Source organism: Rania fehmarnensis (genome assembly GCF_056494185.1).
Window position 1 is genome coordinate 8,501,192 of sequence record NZ_CM151398.1, and the last position, 14,274, is coordinate 8,515,465.

Annotated in this window: 9 protein-coding genes; 5 read left to right on the forward strand and 4 right to left on the reverse strand. The window is 54.4% G+C overall.

The annotated features are described in order from the left end of the window. Window positions 1–116: 116 nt before the first annotated feature. On the reverse strand, window positions 117–1,328 hold the full coding sequence (locus SH573x_RS28995; protein ID WP_479351560.1) for a DUF2786 domain-containing protein: 1,212 nt from the start codon (window positions 1,326–1,328) through the stop codon (window positions 117–119). Between the two features lie 204 nt (window positions 1,329–1,532). On the opposite strand from SH573x_RS28995, the gene SH573x_RS29000 reads away from it, so the two are divergent. Continuing rightward, on the forward strand, window positions 1,533–2,945 hold the full coding sequence (locus SH573x_RS29000) for a DUF1501 domain-containing protein (protein WP_479351561.1): 1,413 nt from the start codon (window positions 1,533–1,535) through the stop codon (window positions 2,943–2,945). A 562-nt stretch (window positions 2,946–3,507) separates the two neighbouring features. Continuing rightward, window positions 3,508–3,825 (forward strand): hypothetical protein, encoded by a 318-nt coding sequence (locus SH573x_RS29005; protein WP_479351563.1) that lies wholly within the window; start codon window positions 3,508–3,510, stop codon window positions 3,823–3,825. 189 nt (window positions 3,826–4,014) lie between these two features. Here SH573x_RS29005 and SH573x_RS29010 read toward each other — a convergent pair whose 3' ends face one another. Both SH573x_RS29010 and trpD read right to left on the reverse strand, forming a co-directional pair. Further along, entirely contained in the window at window positions 4,015–5,577 is a 1,563-nt protein-coding gene (locus SH573x_RS29010) for a transposase (RefSeq protein WP_479348734.1), read from the reverse strand. Between the two features lie 101 nt (window positions 5,578–5,678). Then, window positions 5,679–6,701, reverse strand: coding sequence for an anthranilate phosphoribosyltransferase (trpD, locus tag SH573x_RS29015; RefSeq protein ID WP_479351565.1), 1,023 nt, complete (start codon window positions 6,699–6,701; stop codon window positions 5,679–5,681). A 186-nt stretch (window positions 6,702–6,887) separates the two neighbouring features. Here trpD and SH573x_RS29020 point away from each other — a divergent pair, with 186 nt between their 5' ends. Next, window positions 6,888–7,832, forward strand: coding sequence for a nucleoside hydrolase (locus SH573x_RS29020; RefSeq protein WP_479351567.1), 945 nt, complete (start codon window positions 6,888–6,890; stop codon window positions 7,830–7,832). A 105-nt stretch (window positions 7,833–7,937) separates the two neighbouring features. Here SH573x_RS29020 and SH573x_RS29025 read toward each other — a convergent pair whose 3' ends face one another. Then, window positions 7,938–9,725 carry a 30S ribosomal protein S1 gene (locus SH573x_RS29025; RefSeq protein WP_479351569.1) on the reverse strand — a complete coding sequence of 596 codons (1,788 nt, stop codon included), beginning with the start codon at window positions 9,723–9,725 and terminating at the stop codon, window positions 7,938–7,940. An 842-nt stretch (window positions 9,726–10,567) separates the two neighbouring features. On the opposite strand from SH573x_RS29025, the gene SH573x_RS29030 reads away from it, so the two are divergent. After that, a complete protein-coding gene (locus SH573x_RS29030) occupies window positions 10,568–12,133 on the forward strand; it encodes an IS110 family transposase (RefSeq protein WP_479351570.1) in 1,566 nt (521 codons plus the stop codon). Window positions 12,134–13,078: 945 nt separating this feature from the next. Continuing rightward, window positions 13,079–14,185: a hypothetical protein gene (locus SH573x_RS29035; RefSeq protein WP_479351572.1), complete on the forward strand. Its 1,107-nt coding sequence runs from the start codon at window positions 13,079–13,081 to the stop codon at window positions 14,183–14,185. Window positions 14,186–14,274 lie beyond the last annotated feature (89 nt).

The following is a 14,274-nucleotide window of genomic DNA, read 5'->3' on the forward strand; positions in this document are numbered from 1 at the left end:
CCTCTCCCAAGCTTTGCTTGGGGGAGAGTCGGAGCCAGCGTTTAGCTAGGCTCCGGGAGGGGGCCGCTCGCCGCAGGGGACGAGTCCGCAGCGCAAAGTCTCCCCTCGCTACACGTTCAATTCAAACGTTTAGGCATACTGGGCGAATTAATCTGGTGGCTCGCCCCGTCCTTGCGACCATGATTGGCTGCGCGCGGGTCATGACTGCCGCGACCGCTGCGACGACTACTAACCAAACGCACACTGCATTCGCTGTACAGCCAGTCAGAGGCCGCCTCTTGCAAAGCCAGGGTACGAGTTTGAATGAGGCTTCGTTGGCTGACTATTTCTGCAGACACGGTTGATTCGGTTGCGTCGGTGGACTCCGATGGTGCACTGGTGGTGGCGCTGTTGCGAGGCAAACCGGCGACGTAGCCTTCAGCGTACGAGGCTCCGCTGCCGCGCGCATAGCTGCCGTAGCTGAGGGTGGCGCTGGCGGCGATTGTCAGCAAGAGCTCTTTGAAGAGCGTCATACAGTTCTCCACATCCGCGCGCGGACCGTAGAACCAAAACAGCGTTCGATGCCCACGCGGCGAGGTGTAGAATTGCACCATCGGAAAGATATGCAGCGTGACATAAGTGGCCAGCATGACTTGCCATGTATACGCGCGCCTGGTATTCAGCGGACAAGCTCGCCGCGTGAACTGCACGCCGCCCACATCGTCGTCATTGACTATGTCATCGCGAGTTAAGTTGTGACGCAGCATCAAATCCTGCATCATCCGCAGCGCATTATGCTTCTCGCCTTCGGTACTGGCCGAATTTGAAGCGGTGCTATCGAGAGCCTTTAATCTCCGGAGTATCTTTTCGAATTCTTGCTGATTTAACTCTTGCCGTTGCGAGCTATGGCGGGCACCTACGGTTGAGATCGCGGCTTGGTTATCCGTTTCGGGTGCAATCCAATATGCATAGACTTGGTATTCAGCGGCATCGTCACTGGCATTCCAGGTATCATGAATCACATGGTCGATGATGCAGCACATGTGACCACTCGTCTTTTCATTTCGCGCTACATGCACGATGACGATGCCCTTGGGCAAGGATACGCTGTTCAAGGGTAGCCCAACTGACGATTGGACTTTCTGCCATCCGCGTCCCGTGAGATATTCGTCAGCTATCGCCACCGGTAACCCATTGCGTGGCGATTTCATGGCCGCATCGCCCAGCACCGCATACACGTCTCGGTAGACGGCGCCCGTTGCTATAGCGATCGAGCGCGTCACGCAATCGCCTGTCATTCCCACAAAGCCGCCAGCCGATCGGCCGCCATCGTTCCACACAAAATCCATCAGCATTCTCCTCTTGCCTTAAGATTATAAGCATGTAGCTCCGAAGGGTGAGAGCCAGCTCTGGCGAAAGTGAGCGGTTGCTCTGCGTGATTTTACAGGCGAGAATGACTAGACTGATAAGCAGCGCTACCTGACTCACCAGCAATGGCTCCCCAGCTTCACACCTGCCCATAGATCTCGCCACTTTATCCCACCTTACCAATCATGATTCACACCACCAATACTCGCCGCGCGTTCTTGGGGACCATGGCCCTGGCCTGGTTAACTCAGCAAGATCGGTTGCGTGCTGAACCTAAGAAACCGATTCTCGATCGGCAAGCGATCGACCTCACGCCCAAAACGCCGCCATTACCATCCAAGGCGACGGCGATGATCTCGATGTTCATGCAAGGCGGCCCATCGCATCTCGATTTGTGTGATCGCAAGCCGGAGCTCGAGAAGCGACATATGCAGAACTTCGCGGGCGAGATCAAATATGACAACGCCGCTGAATCCTCTGCCAAGTTGTGGTCAGGGCCATGGAAGTGGTCGCGGCATGGCCAATGCGGAATGGAGCTGAGCAATCTGGTACCGCATCTCGGGTCGATCGCCGATGATATTACGCTCATCCGTTCGATGCATACTGGCGTCAACAATCACGGTCAGTCGATTTACGCGCTGCATCATGGTCGCATCGCTGCTGGTCGGCCTGTCTTGGGTTCGTGGTTAACTTACGCGTTGGGTACCGAGAGCCAGGAGTTGCCGGCGTTTGTGGTCCTGACTGACCCCGGTGGCTTGCCTGTACTGGGCACCGACTGTTGGTCCAATGGTTGGTTGCCTTCACTCTTTCAAGGCACCGTAGCTCGACCACGCGAACCGCGAATACTCAATCTCGATCCGCCACCTAAGTTGGCCGGTCGACCTCAAGCTCAATACCTGGCGTACTTGAAGGACCTCAACGAGCAACATCTCGCACAACATCCTGGTGAGTCCGAGTTGTCGGCGCGTATCTCGAATTACGAGTTGGCTGCGCGCATGCAGACGGCGGCTAAAGAGGCACTCGACATCACCCAAGAGACCGAGGCTACTCATCGGCTATACGGTTTAGATCAAGAAGCCACCCGCGAGTTTGGCACGCGCTGCTTGATTGCCCGGCGATTGGTGGAACGTGGAGTCAGGTTTGTTCAGCTCTATACATCGACCCAGCAGTGGGATCATCACGGCGGTTTGGAAACCAACTTGCCCGCCGCCTGTAAGAAAGTTGACCAACCCGCCGCCGCACTAGTTAAGGATTTGAAGGATCGAGGTTTGCTCGATTCAACGCTCGTGCATTGGGGCGGCGAAATGGGCCGCTTGCCCGTCATTCAGAATGAGAAGAATGTCGGACGCGACCACAACACCTACGGCTTTAGCACTTGGCTGGCCGGCGGCGGCATCAAAGCTGGTTGCATCTACGGCGAGACGGACGAGTTCGGCCACAAAGCCGTTACCGACATTGTTAACCACTACGACTACCACGCCACCATCTGCCATTTGTTCGGCCTGGACATCAAGCAACTCAGTATCCCCAGACCCGGCGGCGAAGCCAGCCTCTTAGACGGCCAACCCGGCCAGATAGTCACCAACATCCTCGCCTAGCGAGTGTGTAGAGCGGCTGTCCCCAGCCGCTCAGCACCTGCTAACCAATTCCACTACCGACCGCATGCCCGGGCGGGCGAAGGTCCTCCTGAGGTCTTTTACTGTAGCCGAAGTCGCCAGACTTTGGACGCCTGGCCATTGGTTTTAAACGCGGAGTTCGCAGAGGCCGCAGAGAAGACCATTCAAATGAATCATCGGATTTTGGTATACTCTGCGATCCTCCGCGTCTCCGCGTTTCTAAGTTGGAACCCTCTAATCAAATTCTCTACCGACCGAGTGCCCGGACGCCTGGCCTTTGGTTTTAAACGCAGAGTTCGCAGAGGCCGCAGAGAAGATCATTCAAATGAATCATCCGATTTTGGTATACTCTGCGATCCTCCGCGTCTCGGCGTTTCTAAATTGGAACCCGCTAATCAAATTCGCTACCGACCAAGTGCCCGGGCGGGCGAAGGTCCTCCTGAGCCAACATCGTAGCGCAGCTCTACGCCCTTTCCCCCCACCGCAAATTGGGCCATGATGGAGCAGCCGACGACGACATCTTCTCCAACAAAGAGCTTAACGGATGAGCCCCAAACGCAAGATTCCATCGCGCAAGTTACCATCGCGCAAATTCTCTTCAAGTAAGCCTACTCAATTCAAAAAGCCACCGCCGCGTAAACCACCTGCCATCAAAAAGCCGGTGCCATCACCGCCATCGATCCCCGCATGCTTTTGGGACATGGGTTTCGAATCGGTTCCTACTCTCGACGAATTGCGCCAGCGCTACAAAGAGCTCTCCTTGGTTCTACATCCAGACGCTGGCGGCAACAAAGATTCATTTCTAGCTTTACGTCAAAACTACGAAGCCGCTCAAGAATATCTCATCGCGTCTACCACTTAGACCGAGCATGTCACCTCCCCCGGCGCAGGAGAGCGATGCGATAATAGCAAAGCGTAGTCTCTTATTGATGTGGGGCGGTTTTTTTTTGCTGACTCAACGCGCTGGGGAGGTTGTTATTTACGAATCCTGGTTCGTCTCGAGGCGAAATTTAGCCCAGACTGCCCAAAGCGGCGATTTGAACGGCTTTTTTCACCCGATTGCGACAGTCGGTGCGCAGCGCTCCACGGCAAGCAGTTTTGCCAGTCGTTTGACGTTCACTGTGAAGCATGTCATCAGTTGTTGGATCTTCACTTTTGCCAGACCGCAGTATCTTGCACAACGACCGCGCCCGTGCCGAGCCACTTCCCCTAACTTCCGTTCGATGGCCGGATGCTCACGCCGGACTTGTTGGTATTGCTCTGTCTTGGACTTCTGACGAGCACGTTTGTATTCTTCTTCATACTCATTCTTATTCACTCGTCGACCTCGACGGCTGGTCTCTTTCATCTTGGGGTTGCACTGCGCGAGCAACGGACAGCCCCAACATTTCTTAGCCGGAAAGTCGAACGTCGTGCGGTTAGGCTTCGTGGCATCTTGAAATCCTTTATTGGATGTGTGGCCAGCTGGACATGTCACATGCTCGCCGTCTGAGGTCAATGCAAACGCCGTCGAAGCAAAGCCTTCATCGTTGCCGAAGTCACGCGGCGGTGTGATCACATCAACTTCCATCCCGCCAGGGCCTTCCAACGCGCGCAGCATTGGCCCGTTAAATCCCGCGCCGTCAAGGGATAGCTGTTCGATCTTGTTGCCATGAGCTTGCTGTTCGCGTTCAATCAGATGAACCGCGTCTTGGGCCTCAGCACCGTTTGCCGGAAGCACCTCAAGTTGAGTGATCAGCTGGCTATCGGCGTCCATCAACACATCGACCAAATAGCCGTCGTAAAACTCGCCATGCATTCCGCGGCGGGCATCGCTATCAACCACGCTCAGCGTGCGATCACCCTGACCTGGGTTCAAGCAATCGCTCACGATCTTTTGAGCGAGCGCACGTACTTCGATGAATCGTTTCCAAGACTCTTGGCAATCACTCTCTTGGGATGGATCGGGCTGCTCGAGCATCCACGTCAGGATGTCGCCGACTAAATCCAGACGAGCATCAAGGCGAATCTCCTCGGATTCTTTCTCGGTTTCGACGCGGCTTCGATCGGCTCGGATACGGAATCCTTGAGCGACCTCAGCATCAATGGGCTCGATAGCAGCGAGCATCTTTTCTCGCAGCTGCGCCAGCAGTTTCAACGTGGTGGGCACAGCAATATTGGCATAGACGTGTGTGGCATCTTTAAGTCGCAACCGATCGCTGACAAGGCCCTTGCTGCGCGCGAAGCTGATCAGTCGGTCGAAAACTTTCTGCATCCCCTCTTCTCCGATGCGACCCCGAAAGCGACTCAAAGTACTTCCGTCCGGCAACTTACAAGTAATCGGCACTTGCAGAAACCAGCGGAACAATAAATCCGAACTGGCTCTTTCTAGGACTTTGCTGTCTGATAGATGATAGAGATATTGCAGGTACAACACCTTCAGGAGGAGGATTACTGGCAGGGTGGGCCTACCTCCCTCACGACAATAATACTTCTCCAGCTCAGGCCGGAAACTTTCCCAGGGGACTATCTCCAACGCATCTAAAAGGGGCGACTTGAGCGGCAGCACACGCTTATAGATCGCCAGATCCGACGCACGAATCTCAAACAAAAAATCGCGATGGTTCGTTAGCATAATGATTGCACCGAGTTGGAACGTCGGCCTCTTCAACCATAATACCCATGCCAGAGCAAATTGGAATTAAATCAGCACTCTCCTTCGCCGGGGGAGGTGACTTATGGTTGATTGGTTAGTTGGCCAAGCTGGTGGACTAACTGACGGGCTGCGCCGCTGTCGATAGCTTGTGCGGCCAGAGCGGTGCACGACTTTAAATCACTGGCGACTTGGGCAAGCCAGAGACCGGCGGCGGCATTGATGAGTACGGCATCACGACAAGCTCCGCTCTGACCGCTGAGCGCTTGTTGGATGCAAGCGGCACTGGTGGTAGGGCTGTCGGCGAATAAATCTTGGCGCGCATGAGAGGGCAATGCGAAATCGGTGGGTTGCCAAGTCCATTCTTGAATGGCAGTGGCGGTTACATCCATGACGAGCGTGGGGCATTCGATGCTCACTTCGTCAACTCCGTCATGGCCGCGCACGATAAGGGCGTGATCTGTTTGCAACTGAGATAGAGCTTCGGCCAGTTTGGGTTGCAACTCGGCGGAGCCTACGCCGAGCACTTGCCGGTTGGCTTGGGCGGGATTGCACAATGGCCCCAGTCGATTGAAGATCGTAGGTCCTGAGATCCGTTTGCGAACTTCGGCCACATGTTTCATGGCTGGATGAAAGCGTGGCGCGAAACAAAAGCAGATCTTGAGTTCATTCAAACAACGCTCGACGACTTCGGCAGAGGCATCCAGATTGATACCGAGTTCTGCCAGCACATCGGCTGAGCCAGTGCTGCTGGTAATTTTGCGATTGCCATGTTTGGCCACCGGCACTCCGGCGGCGGCGATCACGATGGCGGCGGCGGTGCTAATGTTGAAGGTCTGCGAACCATCGCCCCCAGTGCCACATGTATCCAGAATCACAGGAAAATCGCTGTGGATTTGCACCATAGCCCCGCGCATGGCAGTGGCGGCCCCGACCAAGTCATCCACTGTTTCGCCTTGGTGTTGCACAGCCACCAGGAAGTCTTGCATGTCCGCTTCAGCCGCTTGACCTGAGAGCATGCTGCCGATGACTTGCTGCATCAATTCTCGCGGAATGGGCAGATTGAAACTGAGTAAAGACAAAGCCTGTTGAATTGCTGTTTTCATAGTGCCCGTGATTATAGTCTCCTTTCGCTCCGCGAAAGGCAAGCGAAAGACTGGCGAAAGTCTGGCGAAAGGTCATGTCCTTTTGCGGAGCAAAAGGAGACCATGCCACAGGCAGGTCGTCAGACTATATACTGGTAGCGAAACTAGTAGGATACGCACCCTTGGGAAGCTGACAAGAAACTCGCTATGGCGCGGAAAATCATTATCGACTGCGATCCGGGGATTGATGACGCAGTGGCTCTGGCAATGGCGCTCTTTGATCCACGGCTGGATGTGTTGGCGGTGACGGCATGTGCTGGCACGGTCGACGCTGGGCGAAGTACGCAAAATCTTATGTCAATCGTCGAGCGGTTGGATCCGCCGCGCATGCCGCGGGTGGGTGCGGCATCGGACCCCGAGGAAGGTGCGGCTGTAGCTAACGCTACGCTTTTGCATGGCGAAGACGGACTGGGCAACGCGCGGTGGGCACCCACTTCGCGACAGCACGTGATGCCTTCCGATAAGCTGATCTCGGAACAATTGCGAGCCAGCCCTGGTGAGATCACGCTGGTGTGCACTGGACCGTTGAGCGGCGTGGCCAAGACGTTTGCGCGCGACCCAGCAGCGATGGCTTTGGTTGATCGCTTGATCATTGCTGGCGGTTCAACCAGTGCCAGTGGCAACGTCACGGCAGTGGCCGAATTCAATATGCACTTTGATCCGCTCAGCGCGCAAAGTGTTTTGCATTCGCCGACCACGAAGTCGTTGATACCGCTAGAAGTCTCGGAGAAGATCAGCTTTGGTTGGGATCTGATAGAGCAGTTGCCGCCGAAGTATACGAAGGCTGGCGCCTTGATGCATACGATTCTGCCACATCTATTTAGAACCTCGCGTCAGTACTTGGCGCAAGAAACCATTTCGTTGCAAGCGGTTTTACCAATATTGATGTTGGTTGAACCCATGCTGTTTGAAAGCGAAGAGATGGTCGCCGATGTCGAAACCGCCGGTGAATTGACGCGGGGCATGTTGGTGTTCGATCGTCGAGCGGCTCGACCGGCACGGGCCACGATGGAAGTGGCGACACACATCGACGCCGACGCTGCTCACGATGCCCTGGTAAACATGCTGAAGTTCTTGGGAAAAGTTGATTAGAGTCAGGCTTCAGGCTTCAGGCTTCAGGCTTCAGATTAAAAAACAGGCCCGCGGTTGCGGGCCTGTTTCGTTTGGGCATTTACCTTTTTGGAGTTCAAGCGGCGATTATTCGCCGGTAGGTGGAGCAATCAGTGGGCCTTCGGCGCCCAGACCACCCTTTAGTTCTTGAACAGGCTTTTGTTGAGCAGCTTCTTTTTGTTCGGCGCGATTGGCTGCATCTTCTTGCTCTTCGCTCCATTCGACGCGTTTGCGTGAGAGACCGATCTTGCGTTCGTCGATATCGACTCGCAAGACTTTGACTTCGATCTCGTCGCCGACTTTGACCACGTCTTCTGGATTCTCGACTTTGTGATCAGCCAGTTCGGAGATGTGCAGCAGGCCTTCCAGTCCATCTTCCAAGCCGACGAAGACACCGAAGTTGGTGATCTTGGTGACTTTACCTTTGACCAGTTGGTTAGGCTGATACTTGTCGGGAATCGAGCTGACCCATGGATCTTGATCCAGTTGCTTGAGTCCCAGAGCGATACGGCGACGGCCTTGATCGACCGACAGTACGCGGCACTTGATCTCTTGGCCTTTTTCGACCATTTCGGATGGATGGCTGACTTTGCGAGTCCAGGACATGTCGCTGACGTGCAGCAGACCATCGATACCTTGTTCCAGTTCGACGAAGGCTCCGTAGTTGGTCAGATTGCGTACCTTGCCGGTGACAACGCTGCCTTCGGAGTACTTCTCGGTGACCGTATCCCAAGGATTGGTCATCGTTTGTTTGATACCCAAGGAGAGTTGCTGGCCAGCGGCATCGACGCCCAGGATCTTGACATCGATTTCGTCGCCAATGTTGACCATTTCGTTGGGGTGGTTGATGCGGCGAGTCCAAGACATTTCGCTGATGTGAACCAGGCCTTCGATGCCGGGTTCCAACTTGACGAACGCACCGTAGCTCATCACGTTGACAACTTCGCCCTTGACGGTCGAGCCCACGGGGTACTTCTCGACGATGTTTTCCCATGGGTTCTTTTGCTTTTGCTTCAGACCCAAAGCGATCTTTTGCTTTTCGCGATCGATCTGCAGCACTTTGACTTCGATCTCTTGATCGATGGCGACCATTTCCGAAGGATGGCCGATGCGTTCCCAGCTCATGTCGGTAATGTGTAGCAGACCATCGATCCCGCCCAGGTCGACGAACGCACCGAAGTCGGCGATGTTCTTGACGATACCTTTGCGGAGTTGGCCAACTTCCAGTTCCGAGAGCAGGTGTTCGCGATCTTCTTCGCGTTGCTTTTCGATCAGCGAGCGACGGCTGACGACGATATTGCGGCGAGACTCGTCAATCTTGAGGACTTCGCACTGCACAACGCGACCGATGAAGTCGGCGATGTCATTGGGGCGACGGATGTCCACTTGGCTGGCTGGCAAGAAGACGGCTACGCCGATATCGACCAGCAGACCGCCCTTGATTTTGCGAGTGACAGTACCGGTAACGACTTGACCTTCTTCGATGGCGCGAATCGTGCGTTCCCAATCGAGGATCTTTTCAGCTTTGCGCTTGCTGAGGCTGATCATGCCGTGGATATCGTCGGCCGGGCCGAGCTCGTCTTCCATTTCTTCGACGAGCACTTTAACGATGCCACCGACTACCGGTTGTTCATCGGTTTCGGACCATTCGTTGCGATCAATAGCACCTTCGCTCTTGAAGCCGACGTCGACAACGACGTAATCCTCGGTGATTTCGACGATTTTGCCGTCGACGATTTGATTGATTCCAAAGTCTTGAGCTTCACCGATATCGGGATCCAACCAGTCGTGAATCTTTTCTTCCGGCAGCAGATCAGCAATTTGCTGATAAATAGAGTCGTCTTCGAGGGAGCGAATGAGGTTACGATTGACCATAAAAGTGACTTTTTCCAGTCAGACCTACGATTCCTCGGGGCAGCGATACGTGATCGCGCAAGAAGAGGAGGAAGAGGTCGGGGTTCGGGGTGCGCGCGATGCCGCCGAAGCGCATATGCACTTCGAAACCAAACGGCCTTTCGCTGGGAACTCCGAAATTTATCAAGCAAGTTAATTTCCAGCAACGTCAACCGCTGTGAAAGTGGGGGATTTCACAGAAAACGGGCCCCCGCACGCGACCACGCCGCGCGACCGCTTGATGCAAGACAACTCCTGACGCTCTTGCGTCCTGGACACCTAACTCCACCGCGACTCAGGGGGTGTGTCCCCGGGGCTGGACATAAGGACAGACCCGGTGTCTGTCCCCGCGCAGGAGCGGGGACAGAGCAGGGGCAAACTCGCCGGCTTATTGCTAGCAATCACGAGCGACGGAACGGGGGACAGACCCGGTGTCTGTCCCCGGTCTGGAATGGGGACAGACCCGATGTTCGTTCCGTAGTCGGCGGTCGTTGGTGGGTCCAGGAGCCCGAGCCAACAGATGGGGGACAGAGCAGTGGCACAGTGCGCTAGTAAATCAGCCGGTGCTGTGTCCCTGGTCGAAACCGGGGACAGAGCACAGGGGCAACCATTCGTGTAGGCTTGGCTAAATTGCTAGCAATCGACATCGGCGGAACGGGGACAGACCACTTGCCGATTTGCCAGCTTGATAGGGGGCTTTGCTGGCGCATTCATGCTGTGACACATAGCGCAGCACTGGTATGTTGGTCAGAAATCCCAATAACATACGGGAACTGCTATCTGGACAATTGAGTAGAGGTTTTCCCTACTTAAGGAGTAGTCAGATGTCGGTTAAGAATTCTGTAGCCTCGAAGCGTCGTTCCAAGAATCGTCAATCTCTTCACAAGCCCAGCGGGGTCATCGCCCCACGCGTCAAGGCTGTCGGCGCAGAGCACTTTGCGATCGTCTGTATTGATCCGGCCAAGCTGCGGTCGGAGTTGATGATGGCCGACTATATGGGCAACATCCTGATCGATTCCACGACGGTAGAGCATCAACCCAATTCGATCGGAAATGCAATTCAACTGGTCAAGGATCAAGCGGAAAAGCATCGTATCAAGGATCTGATCGTAACAGTCGAGCGGACCGGGAACTACCATCTCATTCTGAAGCATGCCTTTGATCGTGCGGGTTTTGAAGTACGGATAATTCATCCGCTGGCAACCAAGCAATACAGAGTACCAGCCGATCCAGAGAACAAGACGGATCAGACCGATCTCGCAGCACATCATCGAGCAGCCATAGCTGGTTTCGGTTTATGCGAACTTAAGCTCCCCGATGTCTACGAGCAGTTGAGACTGCGTGTCCGTCATCGACGCGACTTGGTGGAAAAGTCGACAGCCATAGCTTGCCAGATTCGCGAGCACTTACACTTAAGCATGCCTGGTTACGCAGGTGTCTTTAGTGACTTCTTTAGTCATCCGCCAGCGATAGAAATTGCAAGGAAAGCCGATTCGGCCCAAGCGGTTTTAGCACTCGGTCTCAAAGGCCTGGGCGAGCACTTGGCCAAACAGAAAATTCGTTTTCAGCAATCAACGATCGATAAGGTCATTGGCTGGGCACAGCAAGCAGTCAAGCTGGAAGTTGAATCACCAACTCTGCATCATTCTATGTGGACAGAACTACATGACTTGTATCAGATGCTTGAAAAGCAGATTGCGCGTTTGGAAGTGGAAATTGCAGGGAATCTTGTGAAAACTCCTTACGTGCGACTGTTGGCAATTCCTGCAATCAACGTCGTTTCGGCCGCTGATTTTGCAGGAGAGATGGGCCCCATCTCTCATTACGCTAATGCCAATGCAATTACGGGCCGTAGCGGAATCTTTCCCTCACGTTACCAGAGTGACCAAACCGACAACTCTGGTTCAATCGTCAAAAACGCCAATCGTCGTCTGCGAGCGTCCCTAATGCGCATCGCTGATAATCTTGCCAAGCTCAATGGCCACTTCAGAGTGGTTGCTGCAAGCGATGCGATACAGAATATCGACAAGCGCGCAACTCGAGTCAAAATCGCTAAGCGTTTCAGCAGAATTGCATTCGCTTGCGTGGCTGGCGACGCTCCGCTAAAGCACGAGTGTTGCCGTGATCCCAATTCGATTCTTGTTAAACTCCGGATATTCCATGACGATCATGCAACTCCTCTCGATCAAACCTTGATCGACATGGAAAACGCTGTAGCGCAACTTCCACTAAAGACGCGTGGGTGTGAAGCGGAACTCGTTGCTCAATCGCTCGAGCAGGGAAGTACCCGACGCGGTCCTAAGCGAATAGGAGAATTACTGACAACGATTCTCGCACGACTAAAAGCTGAGAGTACACTTACAAACGAGGAACAGACGGCTTCAAGCTGATTCTCATTCAGGTGAGTCAAATCCACACCGCCTTCGAGCACTATGGCACTCGCTGCCTTCTTGGAGCTTGGCGCTCTGTCGGATCACCACCGCCTGATAAGGCAGTTTGAGGCCGTCCCTCTTATGATTACCAGTATGGCGATACCTGATCAAAGAACGACCGAGAACGATTTGGCTCACCAATTTTGAGAAGCAAACCGTCTCTACTCAAAAATTTTTTTCCTGCCAGCGGCGGGACCGCTAGAATTACGTACTCGCCTAAAATCCCCTCTGCGCAATCGCTCCTACATAGCAGCTCCAAGGCGACGATCCAAACTCTGGCGAGTTCAGCTACGGGAATTTCGAGCGACAAACCTGGGGACAGACCACTTGCCCATTTGTGAGCTTGATAGGGGATGGCTGGCGCATTCATGCTGTGACACATAGCGCAGCACTCCAAGGCGACGATCCAAACTCTGGCGAGTTCGGCTACGGCGACGATCCAAACTCTGGGAGTTCGGCTACGGGGAGTTCGTCCGAGGATATTGCCTAATTTGTGTAATTGATACGACCCGAACTGGACTCAAAGAAACTTCTGGCTACGCGCGGGATAGTCTGTGCACAACTTGCCACATGTGCCTCGCGATCGAGCCCTGTGCGCTTGCAAATGTGATGCGCTCTGACGCAGGCACTTGCCACTTGAGGGCTTTAAGACAGATAGGCTTGCCGAAAATCGGGGCGGACTTAACGACTGGGACTTGCGAAAGAGTTGCATGAAGTCACTTCGCTAGCCAAGAGATGACATCAGCGATGGCGATTCTAGTTTGCGAAGCTGCGGCGAGTTCGATAGAGGCGGGTTCTCCCTCGAACAACAAACTGTAGGGTCATTGGATGACACGGTCGGGGCCGAGCTGTGAAACCAAACCAAGTCGAACGCGCGTTCGATGCACACGGAGGAGTTCATTGATGAAGATCTCGCTTAAGAGACTGCTACTGGCTTGCCTAGTAGCAGGTGCAGCCTTACAAGGATCTGCACAAGCCGGCACGACCAACAAGTCGGTAGTCGGTGCGGAGTACAAGTTCACCGACACCGCCCAACATGACGCCGTCTTGGCACCATGTGCTTGTGGCACCTGTGATAATGGCGGCTCGAGCTGCTGTGACGCGGCTGCAGGCCTATGCGGATGCGGCGACAATAGCTGCGACAGCGGATGTGGCATCAGCTGCGATGGCGGATGTGACAGCGCTTGCGGATGCGATGATGGCATCCTGGGTCTGGGATTGGTCAAGAAAACCGATCTGTGCTACGACGATTTCATCAGCCCGATGACCAATCCAACGTACTTTGAAGATCCTCGCAACCTGAGCGAACTGCGATTCATTTATGCTCACCACAATGTTCCCGTAGCTGCCGGTGGCGGTGACGTGAACGTGTTCGCTATGCAGTTCCGCGCTCGACTGACCGACAAGCTCAGCTTGATTGCGACCAAAGACGGTTACATGACAGAGAGCAACGCGATCCTGGACCAGGGCTGGATGGGTGTCAACGCAGGCTTGAAGTACAATCTGTACGCCGATCCTGTGGCTGGCGTCCTGTACAGCACCGGTTTTACCTATGAAATTCCCATGGGTTCAACTGGCAACTTCCAGAAGTATGGCAATGGTCAATTCCATTTGTTTACCACTCATGGTCGTCGCATCGGCTGCAATGCACACTTCATCACCTCTGTAGGCACTCGCTTGCCTGCCGATGATAACTTGCAAAACCGCATGATTTACTGGTCGAACCACTTCGACTATCGCGTTACCAAGAAGCTGTACGCGTTCAGCGAAATCAACTGGTACAACTGGCTCAGCAGCGGCAACGGCCCACTCAACGGTGTCGAAGGTGGTGACCTGTTCAGCTTGGGTTCGTCCAACGTCACGGGCAACGATATCGTGACCCAAGGCGTGGGCTTCAAGTACAAACGAAAACAGAATCGCGAATTGGGCTTCGTATACGAATTCCCACTGACCGAACGTCGCGATGTTTTGCTAGATCGTGTGACGGTTGACTACATCATCCGCTACTAACACCCGCCGGTGTCAATGCTAAAAAACGATCCAGGCCGATCTCGCAAGAGGTCGGCCTGTTTCGTTGCTGCTCTACGACTTTTCCCCCG

Excerpts from the sequence above, each read along its gene's own strand:
- SH573x_RS29020 (WP_479351567.1), top strand. The coding sequence starts at position 6,888 with ATGGCGCGGAAAATCATTATCGACTGCGATCCGGGGATTGATGACGCA.
- SH573x_RS29025 (WP_479351569.1), bottom strand. The coding sequence starts at position 9,725 with ATGGTCAATCGTAACCTCATTCGCTCCCTCGAAGACGACTCTATTTAT.
- trpD (WP_479351565.1), bottom strand. The coding sequence starts at position 6,701 with ATGAAAACAGCAATTCAACAGGCTTTGTCTTTACTCAGTTTCAATCTG.
- SH573x_RS29010 (WP_479348734.1), bottom strand. The coding sequence starts at position 5,577 with ATGCTAACGAACCATCGCGATTTTTTGTTTGAGATTCGTGCGTCGGAT.
- SH573x_RS28995 (WP_479351560.1), bottom strand. The coding sequence starts at position 1,328 with ATGGATTTTGTGTGGAACGATGGCGGCCGATCGGCTGGCGGCTTTGTG.
- SH573x_RS29000 (WP_479351561.1), top strand. The coding sequence starts at position 1,533 with ATGATTCACACCACCAATACTCGCCGCGCGTTCTTGGGGACCATGGCC.
- SH573x_RS29030 (WP_479351570.1), top strand. The coding sequence starts at position 10,568 with ATGTCGGTTAAGAATTCTGTAGCCTCGAAGCGTCGTTCCAAGAATCGT.
- SH573x_RS29005 (WP_479351563.1), top strand. The coding sequence starts at position 3,508 with ATGAGCCCCAAACGCAAGATTCCATCGCGCAAGTTACCATCGCGCAAA.
- SH573x_RS29035 (WP_479351572.1), top strand. The coding sequence starts at position 13,079 with ATGAAGATCTCGCTTAAGAGACTGCTACTGGCTTGCCTAGTAGCAGGT.